The sequence below is a fragment of the Cryobacterium frigoriphilum genome (assembly GCF_004403305.1).
In the GTDB taxonomy this organism is placed as follows: domain Bacteria; phylum Actinomycetota; class Actinomycetes; order Actinomycetales; family Microbacteriaceae; genus Cryobacterium; species Cryobacterium frigoriphilum.
This window is the reverse complement of record NZ_SOHE01000069.1, coordinates 1-15637: the sequence shown is the minus strand read 5'-3', so window position 1 is coordinate 15637 and position 15637 is coordinate 1. Positions and strand designations below refer to the sequence as shown.

Below are 15637 nucleotides of genomic sequence, written 5' to 3'. Positions count from 1 at the left end.
CGTTAACCAGCAATCCGCCAGCCGCGGGCGGCCAGCTCTTCGGTGAGGCGCGAAACGGCCTCGGGGAGTACAAAGATTTCGGCGAGCCCGATCTGGGCCCCCGGTGAGTGTTCGAGGCGCAGGTCTTCCATGTTCACGCCGAGTTCGCCGATTTCGGCGAGTAGCCGGGCAACCTGGCCCGGGCGGTCATCGACCATCACGATGATCGAACCGTAGCGGCGGTCCTGGCCGTGCTTGCCGGGCAGTCGGGCGACACCGGCGTTGCCGCCGGCGAGCTCTTCGGCGATGCGCCGCTGTGCTCCGGGCGCGAGCGGGTCGTCGAGGGCGTCAATGACACGGTCGAGGTCGTCGCGGAAGGCCAGCAGAATCTCGCGCACCGGGCGGGCGTTCGCGGCGAGGATCTGCACCCACAGGTCCGGGTCGCTTGCGGCAATGCGCGTCACGTCACGCAGACCCTGGCCGGCCAGGTTCAGGGAGGAGTGCGCGGCATCCGTCAGCCGGTGCGCCATCAGCGTCGACACGAGCTGCGGTGCGTGGGAGACGAGCGCGACCCCGCGATCGTGCTCTTCGGGGGTCATCTCGACCAGGATCGCGCCGAGGTCGAGAATCAGATCGTCAATCGCGCGGGCCTGCTGGTAGCTGATCGCGTCGTGCGCGGCAACGACCCAGGGACGGCCGATGAACAGGTCGGCCCGGCCCGAGAGCGGGCCGCCCTTTTCGCGGCCGGCGAGCGGATGCGAGCCGATGTAGCGGGACACGTCGGCGCCGCTCGCCCGCAGGGCGGTGAGGGGCGCGACTTTGACGCTCGCGACGTCCGTCACGATCGCGTCGGGGTAGGCCGCAAGCTCGCGCGCGACGATGTCGGCGGTCACATCGGGCGGCACGCAGACGACGATCAGCTGCGGCTGGTCGTCGGGGCCGCCGGCGACCCCTGCTCCGTAATCGATGGCGAGGCTCAGGTTCGTGGGCGAGGCGTCGGCGAGGGTCACCGTGATGCCCCGGGCGGTGAGGCCCAGGCCGATGCTCGTGCCGAGCAGCCCGACGCCGACGATGCGAACCGGGCCGGTTAAGCGACTTTCGACCACGGGTCGACTCCTTCGGTGTTACGGGTGTTTCGAGTGTTTCGGGTGTTTCGAGGGTGAAGCGGATGCCGCGGGCGGTCTAGCGGTCGGTGTCGGGCTGTTGTTCGTCGTTGTTGTGCGCTTCCTCGGCCGCGTTGGCGAGGGCAGCGTCGCGGTTCGGGGTCGGAGCCGACCGGGAGACGGTCAGCAGCGCGCCGAGCTCCTCGCGGGTGAGCTCGCGCACGGCACCCTGGCGCAGGGTGCCGAGGTTGAGCGGGCCGAACTGGCGACGAACGAGGTCGACGACGGGGTGGCCGACGGCGCCGAGCATGCGGCGCACGATGCGGTTACGGCCGGAGTGCAGCGACAGTTCGACCATGCTGAAGCCGTCACCGGGAGGGCTCGCGAGGATGCGGGCCTTGTCGGCCTGAATGGGGCCGTCGTCGAGTTCGATGCCGGACTGCAGCTTGCCCACGGTCTGAGCCGAAACGCGGCCCTCGACCTTGGCGATGTAGGTCTTCGAGACACCGAACGAGGGGTGCGCGAGCACGTGCGCGAGGTCACCGTCGTTGGTGAGGATCAGCAGGCCGCTGGTCTGCGCGTCGAGACGGCCGACATTGAAGAGGCGCTCCTCGAACTGGTCGGTGAATTCACGCAGGTCGGGGCGTCCGCTTTCGTCCTGCATCGAGGAGACCACACCGACGGGCTTGTTGAGCATGAGGTAGCGGCGGGTGGTGTCGAGCTGCACGGCGACGTTGTCGACGGCGACCTGGTCGCTTTCCGGGTGCACGCGACGGCCGAGCTCGGTGACGACCTTGCCGTTCACACGCACGCGGCCACTCGTGATCAGGTCTTCGGAAACTCGGCGAGAGGCGACGCCGGCTCCGGCGAGCACCTTCTGCAGGCGCACGCCGTCGGCGGCGGCGTCGGGATTGCCCGCGAAATCGGGGGTGTTGTGTTGGGTGTCGTGTGTCATCGCAGATCCTCGAATCCGTTGGCACCGTCGGAAAGTAACGGTGAGAGAAGTGGCAACTCGTCGAGCGAGTTGATTCCGAGCTGGCGGAGCAGCAAGTCAGTGGTGGCGTAGTTGATCGCGCCGGTTTCGGCGTCGGTCGACGCCTCGGTGATGAGGCCACGGCCGAGCAGCGTGCGCACGACGGAGTCGACGTTGACCGCCCGGATCGACGCGACCGAACCGCGGCTGATCGGCTGCTTGTAGGCGATTACCGCGAGGGTTTCGAGCGCGGCCTGGCTGAGCTTGCTCGGGTTCTGGGTGAGCACGAAATCGCTCAGCAGGTCGTCGTGCTCGGCGCGCACGTAGATACGCCAGCCGCCGGCGACCTCGCGCAGTTCGAAGCCGCGCCGCACGGTGGCCGGCTGGGCCGCGTCACTTGGGGGTACGCCGTCGAAATCGGCCACCAGCCGGGCGACGGATACCCGCACCTCGGCCACCGGGCAGGCCACCGCGGTCGCCAGCAGCGCCAGCGACTGCGGTTCGTCGGCGACCATGAGCAGGGCTTCGAGCTTGCGGTCGAGACGGGGCGCGGCATCCGCTGTCACGGTCTCGGTCGTGGTCGTCGGGTCAGGCGTCATCGTCAACTCCGAGGGTGGCGAGGCTGGTGTCCGACCAGTTCTCGGCGACCCAGCGCAGGGTGAGTTCGCCGAGCGGTTCGGGCTGGTCAAAGTCGAGCGCGCCGTGCCGGTACAGCTCGAGCACCGCGAGGAACCGGGCGATGATGACGCCCTTCTCCCCCGCGTCGGCGATCAATTGGCGGAAGGTGATGCGCTCGTGCCGCGCGGCACACTCCTGCAGCCGGGCGACGACGAAAGCCGCCTGCTCGCGGATGCTGACGAGCGGCGCGTGCAGGTGGTCGAGGCCGACCGTGGGCAGCTCGCGGGGCGTGACGGCCAGTGCGGCGAGGGCCGCGAAGTCGTCGAGGCTGAGCGTCCAGACCAGCTCGGGGGTGTGCTGGCGGTATTTCTCTTCGAGCCGCACCGTGCGGGTGTGGCGCTGGGTTTCCAGCTCGAGATGCTCGGTGAACCACCGTGAGGCCTCTTTGAAGGCCCGGTATTGCAGCAGCCGGGCGAAGAGCAGGTCGCGGGCCTCGAACAGGGCGGCATCTTCGGCGTCGACGAGCTCACCGGCGGGCAACAGCCCGGCGACCTTGAGGTCGAGCAGCGTCGCCGCGACGACGAGAAATTCGGTGGCCTGGTCGAGCTCTTCGGTCGCGTCGAGGCCGCGCAGATAACCGATGAATTCGTCGGTGACCCGGCTCAGCGACACCTCGGTGATGTCCATTTCATGGCGCGAGATGAGCTGGAGCAGCAGGTCGAACGGGCCCTCGAAGTTTCCCTCGAGGTCACCGAGGGCGACCGAGAACGCGGGTCTCGGGACCGTTTTTTCGACGACCTTAGGCGACGGCGCCACGCTGGATCAGTTCCCGCGCCACCGACAGGTAGGCCTTGGCAGCCGCGTGTTCCGGGGCGAATTCGGTGATCGGCACCCCGGCGACACTCGCGTCGGGAAACTTCACGGTACGGCCGACGACGGTTTCGAGCACCCGGTCGCCGAAAGCGTCGACGACCCGCTCGAGCACCTCACGTGAGTGCAGCGTGCGCGAGTCATACATGGTCGCGAGAATGCCGTCGAGTTCGATGGCCGGGTTGAGCCGGTCGCGCACCTTGTCGATGGTTTCGATCAGCAGGGCCACGCCGCGCAGGGCGAAGAACTCGCACTCGAGCGGAATCAGCACGCCGTGGCTCGCGGTGAGCGCGTTGACGGTGAGGATTCCGAGCGACGGCTGGCAGTCGATGAGGATCACGTCGTAGTCGGCGCTGACCTTGCGCAGCACGCGGGCCAGAATCTGTTCGCGGGCGACCTCGTTGACGAGGTGCACCTCCGCGGCGGACAGGTCGATGTTCGCCGGAATCACGTCGAGGCCTTCGACGGATGTCTGCTGGATCGCCTCTTTCGGGTCAACCTTGCCGTTGAGCAGCAGGTCGTAGATCGTGGTGACGTCGTGCGTGGGCACACCGAGGCCGGCCGACAGGGCGCCCTGCGGGTCGAAGTCGATGGCCAGCACCCGGCGGCCGTAGCTCGCCAGGGCCGCACCGAGGTTGATGGTCGTCGTGGTCTTACCCACGCCGCCCTTCTGATTGCAAAGGGAGATGATGCGGGCCGGACCGTGGCGCTTAATGGGCCGCGGATCGGGAAACTCGTGCTTCTGTCGACCGGTCGGGCCGACGGGCTTCTCGGGGGTTTTCTCCACGGTCGTCTCAAAACCGGGAAGAGCCATCCGGTCACTCTGCCTACGCGTCACTGACCCGCCTTCGATACGTGCTGCACCTGTCACTCGGTCGATTCTAGCGGAACGCGGCCCGGCGGCCGCCGCGAACCGCCGACGCGGCGACATCCGGTGCCCACGTCCCGGGTCAGCGGGCGCGCGGGTGAGCCGTGGTGTACATATCGCGCAGGGTGTCGACGGTGACCTGGGTGTAGATCTGCGTCGTGGCGACCGAGGAATGTCCGAGCAGTTCCTGCACGACGCGCACGTCGGCGCCGCCGGCGAGCAGGTGCGTCGCGAAGGAGTGTCGCAGCGTGTGCGGTGACACCGGCACGCCGAGGTCGGCGCGTTCGGCCGCCGCGCGAATGATCAGCCAGGCGTTCTGGCGGCTGACGCGGTGTCCGCGCGCGCCGAGAAACAGGGCGGGCGTCGCGCTGCCGCGCGCCGAGAAGACCGGCCGCGCGCGCACGAGGTACGCGCGCAGTGCCGTGCGGGCGTAGCTGCCGACGGGCACGAGTCGCTGCTTGTTGCCCTTGCCGGTCAGGCGCACCATGGATTGCTCGAGCACCTCCTCGAGCACGTCGTCGACGTTCAGGTCGACGACCTCCGAGACGCGGGCGCCGGTCGCGTAGAGCAGTTCGAGCAGAGCCTTGTCTCGCAGTTGCTGCACCTCGTCGCCGTCGGTCGCGGCGAGCAGCGCGGCAACCTGGTCAATCGAGATCGCCTTCGGCAGGCGCAGCCCCAGTTTCGGCGGTCGGGTGTCGTGGGCGACATCGACCGCCACGATCTGTTCGTCGAGCAGAAAACGGTGAAAACCGCGCACGGTCGAGAGCACACGTGCAATCGACGCCGCGGTCAGCGGCGACTGATCGCGGGTGCCGAGAAACCGCACGAATTCCGAGATCTCGGCGCTTGTCACCGCTGTCAGATCGGTCACCGCCGACGCGTCCAGCCACCCCGTGTAGATCGTGAGATCACGCCGGTAGGCGGCGATGGTGTTGCTGGCCAGGCCACGCTCGATCGAGACGTGCCGCAGAAACGAGTCCACGGCCGCCTCGATCAGCACGGTCTAAGCCTCTGCGTCGGGCAGGTGACGACCCCGCGGATGCCGCGGCCACGGCGCATCCGCCGGCGCGAGCGAGGCCCAACCCCGCGACCGGGCGACCTGGGCGGCGAGCACGCCAACGATCAGGCCCGGATTCTGCAGCCGACGGGCCAGGACCGCGTCGACGACCTCGTCGAGGGGTACCCAACGAATCTCGATGTCGGCCTCCTCTTCGGTGCGTTCGAAAACGTCCGTCGCCGCCGAGACGCCACGGGCCAGGTACACCCGCAGGCATTCGTTGCTGCCGCCGGGTGAGGTGTAGAACTCGGTGAGCACGTTCCAGTCGGTGGCCTGCACGTCGGCCTCTTCGGCCAGCTCGCGCTTCGCGCCGACGAGCGCGTTTTCACCGGCGATGTCGAGCAGCCCGGCGGGCAGTTCCCACTCGCGCATCTGCACGGGGTGACGGTACTGGTTGATCAGCAGCACACGGTCCTGGTCGTCGAGGGCGAGCACGGCGACCGCGCCGGGGTGGTCGATGTATTCGCGGGTGATCGACGATCCGTTGTACTCGAAGTTCTCCTGGCGTACCGCCCAGATGTAGCCCTCAAAGACCATGCTGGTCTGGGAGATCGGTACGTCGACGCGCTGGTCGGCGAGCGGCCGTGCGACAGCGCCCGGGGCGGTCGGGGTCGACGGCAGCAGAGCGTCAGCAACGGTGGCCGCGTCAGGCATCCACGTCTTCCTTGACCTCGAACAGGCGGCTGGCCTGCTGGCGGTCGAGGGCGGCGGCGATCAGGCCACGAAACAGCGGATGCGCATGGTTCGGGCGCGACCGCAGCTCTGGGTGGGACTGGGTGCCGACGTAGAACGGGTGCACGTCGCGGGGCAGCTCGACGTACTCGACGAGCTTGCGGTCGGGTGAGACGCCCGAGAAAGACAAGCCGGCGAGAGCGATCTGGTCGCGGTAGGCGTTGTTGACCTCGTAGCGGTGACGGTGACGCTCTGACGCGACCGGAGCGCCGTAGAGTTCGGCCACGATCGATCCCTCGGCAAGATCGGCCGGGTACAGGCCGAGTCGCATGGTGCCGCCCAGGTCACCACCGGCGATGATCTCTACCTGCTCTTCCATCGTCGCGATGACGGGGGTCTCGGTGTCGGGGTCGAACTCCGACGAGCTGGCGAGCGGCAAGTTGGCCTTGTTGCGGGCATACTCGATGACCATGCACTGCAGCCCGAGGCACAGCCCGAGCACGGGAATGCCGTTCTCACGGGCGAAGGTGAGGGCGCCAAGCTTGCCTTCGATGCCGCGGATGCCGAAACCGCCGGGCACGCAGATGCCGTCGAGTTCGCTCAGCAGCTTGGCTGCGCCCTCGGGGGTCTCGCAATCGTCGGAGCCGATCCACTGCACCTTGACGCGGGTCTGGTTCGCGAAACCGCCGGCCCGCAGGGCCTCGGTGACCGAGAGGTACGCGTCGGGCAGGTCGATGTACTTGCCGACGAGGCCGATGGTGACCTCGTGCTTGGGGTGATTCACGGCCTCGAGCAGGTTCTCCCAGCCCGACCAGTCAACGCTCGAGGCGGTGAGCCCGAGCGCCTTGATGATGTACAAGTCAAGGCCCTGATCGTGCAGCATCGTTGGGATCTGGTAGATGGACGGCACGTCGATCGCGTTGACGACGGCGGCCTCGTCGACGTCGCACATGAGCGCGATCTTGCGCTTGTTCGACTCGGAGACCGGACGGTCGCTGCGAAGCACGAGGGCATCGGGCTGAATGCCGATCGAGCGCAAGGTGGCGACGGAGTGCTGGGTGGGCTTGGTCTTCTGCTCGCCGGCCGCGCCGAGAAACGGGACAAGAGAGACGTGTACGAAGAACACGTTGTTGCGGCCGAGTTCGTGGCGAACCTGGCGAGCAGCCTCGATGAAGGGCTGCGACTCGATGTCGCCGACGGTGCCGCCGATCTCGGTGATGATCACGTCGGGGCGCAGGTCGTCGCTGGCCTGCAGGCGCATGCGTCGCTTGATCTCGTCCGTGATGTGCGGGATGACCTGCACGGTGTCGCCGAGGTACTCGCCGCGACGTTCCCTGGCGATGACCTCGGAATAGATCTGGCCGGTGGTGACGTTGGCGCTCTGCCCAAGGTTGATGTCGAGAAAACGCTCGTAGTGTCCGATGTCGAGGTCGGTCTCGGCGCCGTCGTCGGTCACGAAGACCTCGCCGTGCTGGAACGGGTTCATCGTTCCCGGGTCGACGTTCAGGTACGGGTCGAGCTTCTGCATCACGACGCGCAGGCCGCGGGCCGTGAGCAGGTTGCCGAGGCTCGCGGCCGTCAGGCCCTTACCGAGCGAGGAGACGACACCACCGGTGACGAAGATCTGCTTGACAGTGACCTGTTCGGCGCTGTCGGCCTGATTCGTCGACGCCGCAGCGCCTGATTGAAGATCAAAAGAGTCCGCGTTCATATTTTCCACCACGGGGTTCGATCGTAGCACCTGCTGCTGCGGATACCGCCGAAACGGATGCGGCGGTGCCCGCGAGGGCGAGCAGTTCCCGGGCGTGCTCAAGCCCGCTCTGCGAGTCGGGCAGCCCCGACAGCAGGCGAGCCATTTCGGCCGCACGCGCGTCGCCGGTGAGCTGTTGCACGCTGCTGGCGGTGACGGAACCGTCGCTGTCTTTCACGACGCTGAGGTGGTTGGTGGCGAAGGCGGCGACCTGCGCGAGGTGGGTCACGACGATCACCTGCGCGGTTTCGGCGAGTCGGGCCAGCCGGCGACCGATTTCGATCGCGGCCGCGCCGCCGATTCCGGCATCGACCTCGTCGAAGACGAAGGTGGGTACCGGGTCGGTTGCGTTGATGACGACCTCGATCGCGAGCATCACCCGGCTCAGCTCGCCGCCGGAGGCTCCGCGCCCGAGGGGTCGGGGGCTGGCTCCGGCGTGCGGCTGCAACAGGATCGTCACGAGATCGCGGCCGTTGAGGGTGTACTCGGGCTTGCTCTCGACCGTGACCACGAGCGACGCGTCGGGCATCGCCAGTGCTGCGAGCTCCGCCGTGACGGCGCTGCCGAGCTTCGCGGCGGCCTTCGTGCGCAGGGCGGTGAGCGCGGTCGCGAGCTTGTCGACCAGGGCGTGGTCGACATCCGCTTCGCCGCGAAGCTCGTCGATGCGTTCGGAATCGCCATCGAGTTCGAGCAGGCGGGCGCTGCCGGTGTCGAGATACTCGAGTGCTTCGTCGATGCCGCCGACGTATTTGCGGGCCAGGGCCGTGAGGCCGGCGCGGCGTTCCTGCACTATTTCGAGCTCACGGGCACCGTCGGCGTCGAGGCCGGCGAGGTAGCTCGAGAGCTGCGCGGCGATATCGGCGACCAGAAACCCGGTGTTGGCGAGGCCTTCGGCGAGCGGGGCGAGCTCGGCATCGTGCTCGGCGACCCGTTCGAGCGTGCGACGGGCGCTCTCGAGCAGCGCAACGACGTCGGGCACGTCGTCGGGGTTGTCCTCGGCGCTGATCAGTTGTCGGGCGGATTCGGCGCCGACCCGCAACTCTTCCAGGTTGCCGAGGCGTTCGGCACGTCCGGTGAGTTCGCTTTCTTCGCCGGGTTGCGGGGCGACGGCTTCGATTTCGGCGATCGCCGCGCGCAACTCGTCGGCCTCGCGGGCGCGCAGTTCGCGTTCGGCAACGAGCCGGTCGTACTCGAGCTGGTTGGCCTGCCAGCGCTGAAAGGCATGACTGTACTGCCCGGCTGCGGCCGCGAGCTTGGGCCCGGCGAACCGGTCAAGGGCATCGCGTTGCGCGACAGCGGTGCGCAGCCGAACCTGATCTGATTGCCCGTGCACCACGACGAGTGCACTGCCGAGGTCGCCGAGCACGCTCGCGGGGGCTCCCCGCCCGCCGACGACGGCGCGCGAACGCCCCTCGGCGCTCACCGAGCGGCCAAGGATCAGTTCGGGGCCGTCGAGGTCTCCCCCAGCGTCGCGCACCCGCTCGGCGACGACACCGTCGGGTTCGACGACCCAGCGGCCCTCGACCCAGCTCTGGGCCTGGCCCTGCCGCACGGTACCGGCGTCAGCGCGGGCGCCGAGCAGCAGGCCGAGCGCGGTGACCACCATGGTCTTTCCGGCGCCGGTCTCACCGGTCACGGCGGTGAAACCGGGGCCGAGCGGCAGTGTCGCCTCGGCAATCACGCCGAGGTCGCGAATGGAGAGTTCCTCGATCATGTGGTGCTCCTACCCATGGTCGTCGGGGCCGCGCCATCCGGTGACGGGCAGATTGAACTTGTTAACCAGACGGTTGGTGAACGGTCCGGTGTGCAGGCGTGCCAGACGAACCGGAATCGTGGACCGTTTCACCACCACCCTGGCGTTCGCCGGCAGGGCGTGCGTACGACGCCCGTCGGCGCATAAAACAGCGGATGCCCCGGTACGGCCGAGCACTTCGACCGCGAGTGACGAGTCGGGACCGACCACGAGCGGCCGCGCGAACAGCGCGTGGGCACTCAGCGGCACCAGCAGCAGGGCCTCGACGCCGGGCCAGACAATCGGGCCGCCGGCCGAGAAGGAGTAGGCGGTGGATCCGGTCGGCGTGGACAGCACAACACCGTCACAGCCGAACGAACTCAGCGGCAGCCCGTCGACCTCGATGACCACCTCGATCATGCGTTCCCGGCTGGCTTTCTCGACGGTGACCTCGTTGAGGGCCCACGTTTCGTAGATGACCTCGGTGCCGACCTTGACACGCACGCTGAGCGCCAGACGCTCCTCCACGGCGTAGTCACGCAGCAGGGCACGCCGCACGGCCTCACCCAGGTCGTCACGTTCACTTTCGGCCAGAAATCCGACGTGGCCGAGGTTGATGCCGAGAAGGGGCGCGGAGCATCCGCGCACCATTTCTGCGGCACGCAAAATGGTGCCGTCGCCGCCGAGCACGACGACCAGTTCGAGGTCGTTCGGCTGCACGGTGTCGCCCAGAATGGCGAGGCTTCCGTTCAGCTGCGGCGATGCGGCGAGCAGGTCGGCGCGTTCATCGGTCGTGAAAACGGGTACGGCGCCGCTCGCCATGAGCTGTTCGGCGACGGTCGCGGCGGCCACGAGAGAATCCGCGCGGCCGGTGTGGGCGACGACCAGAATATAGCGCGGGCGCCCTCCCTGCTCGGCGGCGGGCACTGTCACGCGCCCACCAGCACTTCGATTCGTTTCATCCACTCGGTGGGGTTGGTGCCGGCGGTGCTGAGCCAGCAGAGGTATTCGCGGTTGCCGGCAGCGCCCGCGATCGGCGAGGCGACGAGGCCGTTGGTGCCGAGCCCTAAGTCCCAGGCCGCCCACAGCACGCCGGCGATCGCGTCGGAGCGCAGGCCGGCGTTGTGCACGACGCCCTCGCGGATGCCGCCCTTGCCCACCTCGAACTGCGGTTTGATCAGCAGTACGAAGTCGGCGCCCGGCACCGCGGTCGCGGCGAGGGCCGGCAGCACGGTCGTGAGCGAGATGAAGGAGAGATCGCCCACGATCAGGTCGGGACGTTCGGTGACACCGGATGCCCCGGCGACCGTTTCCGGGGTCGCATAGCGGATGTTGAATCCCTCGACGAGTTTCAGCCGGGGTTCCTCCATCAGGCTCGGGGCAAGTTGGCCGTGGCCCACGTCGATCGCGATGACCTGGGCGGCGTCACGTTCGAGCAGCACCTGGCTGAAACCGCCGGTGGAGGCGCCGGCGTCGAGCACCGTGCGGCCGGCGATCGGCAGCGCGAAGGCGTCGAGTGCGGCGATGAGTTTGTGGGCACCGCGGCTCACGTAGTGGTCGGTGGCGGCAACCTCGAGCACTGCTGAGTCGCTGACCCGGGTGCTGGCCTTCACGACGGGTTTGCCGTCGACCGTGACGAGACCGTCGGCGATGAGTCGGGCGGCGACCGTGCGGGAGCGAACCAGGCCGCGCTCCGTCAGGGCGGCGTCGAGCCGCAGATCATCTGCGTTCATGCCCGCACCGCGCCCGCGGATGCACGTGCGTTCGTCGTGCTCTCGCCGGACGAAAGCCGCTCGCGGAGTTCTTCGTGCAGCAGAGCGAACCCGGCGGCCCGATCTTCGAGCGGTTCGGAATCGATGGCGGCGAGACGCGCGGCCAGCGCATCGTGGTCAGAATGTTCGGAAATCACCTGTCTAGGTTATCGCGCCCGGCACCACTCCCGCTGGTTGCCGCCGCGGGCAGCTTTCGGATTCCCATCCGCTGGTTGAGTGGCGAGGAACGAGCGTATCGAACCCCCGCAGGCCGACCCTCGGACCGTAGGTCGGCGCGCCAGGTTTCGACCAGCGGATTTTCCCATCCGCTGGTTGAGTGGCGAGGAACGAGCGTATCGAACCCCCGCAGGCCGACCCTCGGACCGTAGGTCAGCTCGCCCAGTTTCGACCAGCGCGCTTCGCGCGCAGGCTCAACCAGCGAATTTCCCATCCGCTGGTTGAGTAGCGAGGAACGAGCGTATCGAAACCCCGCAGGCCGACCCTCGGACCGTAGGTCAGCTCGCCAGGTTTCGACCAGCGGATTTCCCATCCGCTGGTTGAGTAGCGAGGAACGAGCGTATCGAAACCCCGCAGGCCGACCCTCGGACTGTAGGTCAGCTCGCCCAGTTTCGACCAGCGGATTTTCCCATCCGCTGGTTGAGTAGCGAGGAACGAGCGTATCGAAACCAGGCGCGCCGACCCTCGGACCGTGGGTCTGCGCGCCAGGTTTCGACCAGCGCGCTTCGCGCGCAGGCTCAACCAGCGGATGGCTAGTGCGCTACGTACAACCGCTCGGGCACGTTCAGGCCATAGATCGGGCGTCCACTCGACCAGATGATCGCGCACGCCGCACGCAGCAGATTGATGCCGCCGTCACCCTCGGACACGATCTCGACATCGTTGCCACGGATGCGCACGCTCGCGCCCATCACGGTGGCCGTTGCGCCGTCCTTCGAGAAGGTCGTCGCCGGGTAGGGCTCGTGCAACTGGCTCAGGTTCTCGAGCAGAAACGCTGGGCGCGACGATGCATCGGCCGCGAGGGCCTGCTTGGCCCGGTCGATGCCGGTCAGCACGAGCACGGCGGGAATACCGGCCCGGTTCGCCCCGAGAATGTCCGTGTCGAGGCGATCACCGATGAACAGCGGAGCCTGAGCGCCGAAACGCGTCACTGCCTCCGTGAAGATCGGGATCTCGGGCTTACCGGCTACCTGCGGCAGGCGGCCAACCGCCGTGTGCACGGCCGACACGAGCGTGCCGTTGCCGGGCGCGATCCCCCGGGCCACCGGAATGGTCCAGTCGGTATTGGTGGCAATCCACGGGATGCCGGGGGTGTCGTCGCTGGCGGAGGCGTTGAGAGCGAAGGATGCCTCGGCGAGGTGCACCCAGCCGACGTCGGGCGAGAAACCCTGCACGACGGCGGTCGGGTGGTCCTCGGCCGATCGCGTCACGACGAACCCGGCCTTCTCGATCTCGTCGACGAGTCCATCGCCGCCGACCACGAGCACGCGCGACCCGGCGGGGGCCGCGGCGGCGAGAAGCCGCACGGCCGCCTGGGGGGAGGTCACGACATCCGTCGGCTGCACCGTGAGCCCCAAGGACTCGAGGTGCTCGGCCACGGAGCGATCGGTGCGCGATGCATTGTTGGTGATGTAGCCCACGCGCAACGTTTCGGCGGCGCGGTTCAGGCTCTCGACGGCACCCGGAATCGCGGCGGGGCCGGCATAGACGACCCCATCGAGATCAGCGAGCAGCACATCAATGCCGTCGAGAGGGGTCGTCACCTTACGCTTTCGGCGCAGCGTCAGCATCGGGCGTGGTGTCGGTCTCGGCTTCAGTCGAGTCTTCAGTCGAGTCTTCGTCTGTGGCCTCCGCTTCGGACTCCGCGTGGGCGACGAGTGCGGCATCCGCTACCTCGTCATCATCGTCATCGTCATCGCCGGCGTCGCTCGCGCCGTAGGCCACGTCGTCGTCTTCGTCCTCGTCGATCTCGAGGATCTCAACGGTTTCGTCGCCGTCGCTGTCGGGGTCAATGGCCGAGTTGGCACGGGCGGCGCGCTGCAGCCAGTTTTCGGCTTCGTCGTCGCGTCCGAGCTCGCTGAGTACCTCGGCGTAGGCGGCGAACAGTTCGGCGCTGTAGGTGAAGGCCTTGCTCGGGTCGAGCTGCGGAATCTCCAGCTCGGTCAGTGCAGCCTCGGCCTCACCGAGGTCAAGACGCGCGCCGGACATGGCGATCGCGAGCGATACCTGCACGCCGGCCGGCAGCGTGCTGCGGTCGACGGAACGACCGAGCTCGAGGGCACGGTCGGGGCGTCCGACGCCGCGTTCGCTGTCGACCATGAGCGCGAGCTGGTCGTTGGATCCGGAGATGCGACGGTAGGTGCGCAGCTCGCGCAGAGCAAGGGCGAAATCGCCGGTCGCGTAGGCGGTGATCGCCAGGCTCTCACGCACGACTCCGATGCGGCCGGCGCGGCGCGCGGCGCTCATCACGTGCTGGTGCGCCAGCTGAGGGTTGCTGTCGATGACGCGCGCGGCCATGGCCAGGTGGCGGCCCACGGTCTCGGCGTTCTCTTTGGTCAGGGTCTTGAGCTCGTTGCGGGCGATCCGGTCGAGGTCGTTGGCCGAGATGTCATCGGGCAATTCCGGGTCATCGTGGCGCGGACGCACCGAACGCAGCTCGCGCTGCATGCGCTGCTCTTCGGTCATCTCCTCTTCGACGACACGGGCATCGCGGTCGTTACGGGCCGGGGCGCCGTCACGGGTCCACAGCTTCTTACCGGCGTCGCGCGGCGCTCCGGCGCGGTTCGGGTTGCCGCCACGCTGGGTCCAGGGCTTGTCGCCACTGTCGGAACGGGGTCGATCATTGCTGCGCTCGGGGCGCGCGCCATCCTTGGCCCACGGCTTGCGGTCAGCGGATGCCGCGGGTCGGTCGGAATTGCCCCGGTACGGCGGGCGCTCCCCACCGCTGCTCGGGCGGTCGGAGTTTCCGCGGTACGCGGGGCGCTCACCATCGCGCTGCTGCGGACGATCAGAGTTGCCACGGTAGGGCGGACGCTCACCACCCGAGGAAGGACGGTCAGAGTTGCCACGGTAGGGGGGACGCTCACCATCGCGCTGCTGGGGACGATCAGAGTTACCACGGTACGGGGGACGCTCACCGTCGCGCTGCTGGGGACGATCGGAGTTACCACGGTAGGGGGGACGCTCGCCACCCGAGGACGGACGGTCGGAGTTCCCACGGTACGGGGGACGCTCGCCATCGCGCTGCTGCGGACGATCATTGTTGCCGCGGTAGGGGGGACGCTCGCCATCGCGCTGCTGCGGACGATCATTGTTGCCGCGATAGGGGGGACGCTCGCCAGCCGAGGACGGGCGGTCAGAATTACCACGGTACGGAGGACGCTCACCGTCGCGCTGCTGGGGACGATCATTGTTGCCGCGGTACGGGGCGCGGTCGCCACCGCCGCTGGGACGCTCGTTGTTGCCTCTATAGGGAGGACGTTCGCCCTGCTGCGGGCGGTCGTTGTTTCCGCGATACGGAGCCCGGTCGCCATCCTGGCGAGGGCGCTGCGAGCGGCCTTCATAACCGCCGGAGCGGGGAGCGCCGGTGGCACCGTCGCGCGCGCCCTGGGGGCGTCCGCTCTGGTTACCGCCGGAGCGTCGGTCGTCTCTGCCGTTGTTGCGTGCGTCATCGGCGGGCGGTCGTGAAGGGCTCACTGTATCTCCTGTAATTAGTCCGCTAGTCGTAGACGGACCTACCCAGCCTACTTCCAATCGAACATTCGCCGCTGCCGGCATCTGGTCGTTAACGCAGTAGAGCCACCCCTCAGGAGTGGCTCTACTGTTCGCGCTTCTTACTAAGTGGAGTCCGGCGGTGTCCTACTCTCCCACAGGGTCCCCCCTGCAGTACCATCGGCGCAAAGAGTCTTAGCTTCCGGGTTCGGAATGTGACCGGGCGTTTCCCTCTTGCTATAGCCGCCGAAACATCGTGTGACAGATCAACCTAGAGATGATCGTCAAGCTGTTCCAACATTCTCTTGTTCCACCAGTATACGGGGCGTTCAGGGCCAACGTGACCGATCGCTGTGCCCTGGCTGGTCTGTGGGGGCGAGCCGTGGGTTCCCACACAACCCCTCTCACTCTGGTTTGAACAGGTAGTTAAACCAAGAAAGGCCACCCCGTGGGGTGGCCTTTCATGTTGTTTCTCAAGTTAAGTCCGGCGGTGTCCTACTCTCCCACAGGGTCCCCCCTGCAGTACCATCGGCGC

Annotated in this window: 15 protein-coding genes and 1 rRNA gene; 1 reads left to right on the top strand and 15 read right to left on the bottom strand. The window is 67.8% G+C overall.

Annotation, left to right across the window (positions count from 1 at the left end):
* Window positions 1–2 precede the first annotated feature (2 nt).
* From E3T55_RS15955 to E3T55_RS15890, 14 genes are all read right to left on the bottom strand, one after another.
* Window positions 3–1085, bottom strand: a complete 1083-nt coding sequence (locus tag E3T55_RS15955) for a prephenate dehydrogenase (RefSeq protein WP_134520549.1) — start codon at window positions 1083–1085, stop codon at window positions 3–5.
* Between the two features lie 76 nt (window positions 1086–1161).
* Entirely contained in the window at window positions 1162–2037 is an 876-nt protein-coding gene (locus tag E3T55_RS15950) for a pseudouridine synthase (RefSeq protein ID WP_134520548.1), read from the bottom strand.
* A complete protein-coding gene (gene scpB / locus E3T55_RS15945; protein ID WP_134520547.1) occupies window positions 2034–2654 on the bottom strand; it encodes an SMC-Scp complex subunit ScpB in 621 nt (206 codons plus the stop codon). The genes E3T55_RS15950 and scpB overlap by 4 nt, the downstream gene beginning before the upstream one ends.
* On the bottom strand, window positions 2644–3489 hold the full coding sequence (locus E3T55_RS15940) for a segregation and condensation protein A (RefSeq protein WP_134520546.1): 846 nt from the start codon (window positions 3487–3489) through the stop codon (window positions 2644–2646). Before E3T55_RS15940 ends, scpB begins: the two co-directional genes overlap by 11 nt.
* Window positions 3473–4357, bottom strand: a complete 885-nt coding sequence (locus tag E3T55_RS15935; protein WP_134520545.1) for a ParA family protein — start codon at window positions 4355–4357, stop codon at window positions 3473–3475. The genes E3T55_RS15940 and E3T55_RS15935 overlap by 17 nt, the downstream gene beginning before the upstream one ends.
* Before the next feature lie 136 nt (window positions 4358–4493).
* Window positions 4494–5411: a site-specific tyrosine recombinase XerD gene (xerD, locus tag E3T55_RS15930; RefSeq protein ID WP_134520544.1), complete on the bottom strand. Its 918-nt coding sequence runs from the start codon at window positions 5409–5411 to the stop codon at window positions 4494–4496.
* 3 nt (window positions 5412–5414) lie between these two features.
* Entirely contained in the window at window positions 5415–6122 is a 708-nt protein-coding gene (locus E3T55_RS15925) for an NUDIX domain-containing protein (protein WP_134520543.1), read from the bottom strand.
* Window positions 6115–7851, bottom strand: a complete 1737-nt coding sequence (locus E3T55_RS15920; protein ID WP_134520542.1) for a CTP synthase — start codon at window positions 7849–7851, stop codon at window positions 6115–6117. The genes E3T55_RS15925 and E3T55_RS15920 overlap by 8 nt, the downstream gene beginning before the upstream one ends.
* A complete protein-coding gene (gene recN / locus E3T55_RS15915; RefSeq protein ID WP_134520541.1) occupies window positions 7832–9604 on the bottom strand; it encodes a DNA repair protein RecN in 1773 nt (590 codons plus the stop codon). The genes E3T55_RS15920 and recN overlap by 20 nt, the downstream gene beginning before the upstream one ends.
* A gap of 9 nt (window positions 9605–9613) precedes the next feature.
* Window positions 9614–10555 carry an NAD kinase gene (locus E3T55_RS15910; RefSeq protein WP_241993100.1) on the bottom strand — a complete coding sequence of 314 codons (942 nt, stop codon included), beginning with the start codon at window positions 10553–10555 and terminating at the stop codon, window positions 9614–9616.
* Complete coding sequence (locus tag E3T55_RS15905; protein ID WP_134520540.1) at window positions 10552–11355, bottom strand: TlyA family RNA methyltransferase; 804 nt, start codon at window positions 11353–11355, stop codon at window positions 10552–10554. Before E3T55_RS15905 ends, E3T55_RS15910 begins: the two co-directional genes overlap by 4 nt.
* Complete coding sequence (locus E3T55_RS15900; RefSeq protein ID WP_134520539.1) at window positions 11352–11531, bottom strand: hypothetical protein; 180 nt, start codon at window positions 11529–11531, stop codon at window positions 11352–11354. The genes E3T55_RS15905 and E3T55_RS15900 overlap by 4 nt, the downstream gene beginning before the upstream one ends.
* A 612-nt stretch (window positions 11532–12143) precedes the next feature.
* Window positions 12144–13181 (bottom strand): HAD-IIA family hydrolase, encoded by a 1038-nt coding sequence (locus tag E3T55_RS15895; RefSeq protein ID WP_134520538.1) that lies wholly within the window; start codon window positions 13179–13181, stop codon window positions 12144–12146.
* Entirely contained in the window at window positions 13156–14076 is a 921-nt protein-coding gene (locus tag E3T55_RS15890; RefSeq protein ID WP_174775481.1) for a tetratricopeptide repeat protein, read from the bottom strand. The genes E3T55_RS15895 and E3T55_RS15890 overlap by 26 nt, the downstream gene beginning before the upstream one ends.
* Between E3T55_RS15890 and E3T55_RS15885 the strand changes: the two genes are divergently transcribed.
* Window positions 14023–15078 (top strand): hypothetical protein, encoded by a 1056-nt coding sequence (locus tag E3T55_RS15885; protein WP_134520537.1) that lies wholly within the window; start codon window positions 14023–14025, stop codon window positions 15076–15078. The genes E3T55_RS15890 and E3T55_RS15885 overlap by 54 nt on opposite strands.
* A 158-nt stretch (window positions 15079–15236) precedes the next feature.
* Here E3T55_RS15885 and rrf read toward each other — a convergent pair.
* Window positions 15237–15353, bottom strand: a 5S ribosomal RNA gene (rrf, locus tag E3T55_RS15880).
* Window positions 15354–15637 lie beyond the last annotated feature (284 nt).

Excerpts from the sequence above, each read along its gene's own strand:
- E3T55_RS15950 (WP_134520548.1), bottom strand. The coding sequence starts at position 2,037 with ATGACACACGACACCCAACACAACACCCCCGATTTCGCGGGCAATCCC.
- scpB (WP_134520547.1), bottom strand. The coding sequence starts at position 2,654 with ATGACGCCTGACCCGACGACCACGACCGAGACCGTGACAGCGGATGCC.
- E3T55_RS15935 (WP_134520545.1), bottom strand. The coding sequence starts at position 4,357 with ATGGCTCTTCCCGGTTTTGAGACGACCGTGGAGAAAACCCCCGAGAAG.
- E3T55_RS15925 (WP_134520543.1), bottom strand. The coding sequence starts at position 6,122 with ATGCCTGACGCGGCCACCGTTGCTGACGCTCTGCTGCCGTCGACCCCG.
- E3T55_RS15920 (WP_134520542.1), bottom strand. The coding sequence starts at position 7,851 with ATGAACGCGGACTCTTTTGATCTTCAATCAGGCGCTGCGGCGTCGACG.
- recN (WP_134520541.1), bottom strand. The coding sequence starts at position 9,604 with ATGATCGAGGAACTCTCCATTCGCGACCTCGGCGTGATTGCCGAGGCG.
- E3T55_RS15905 (WP_134520540.1), bottom strand. The coding sequence starts at position 11,355 with ATGAACGCAGATGATCTGCGGCTCGACGCCGCCCTGACGGAGCGCGGC.
- E3T55_RS15895 (WP_134520538.1), bottom strand. The coding sequence starts at position 13,181 with ATGCTGACGCTGCGCCGAAAGCGTAAGGTGACGACCCCTCTCGACGGC.
- E3T55_RS15890 (WP_174775481.1), bottom strand. The coding sequence starts at position 14,076 with ATGACCGAAGAGCAGCGCATGCAGCGCGAGCTGCGTTCGGTGCGTCCG.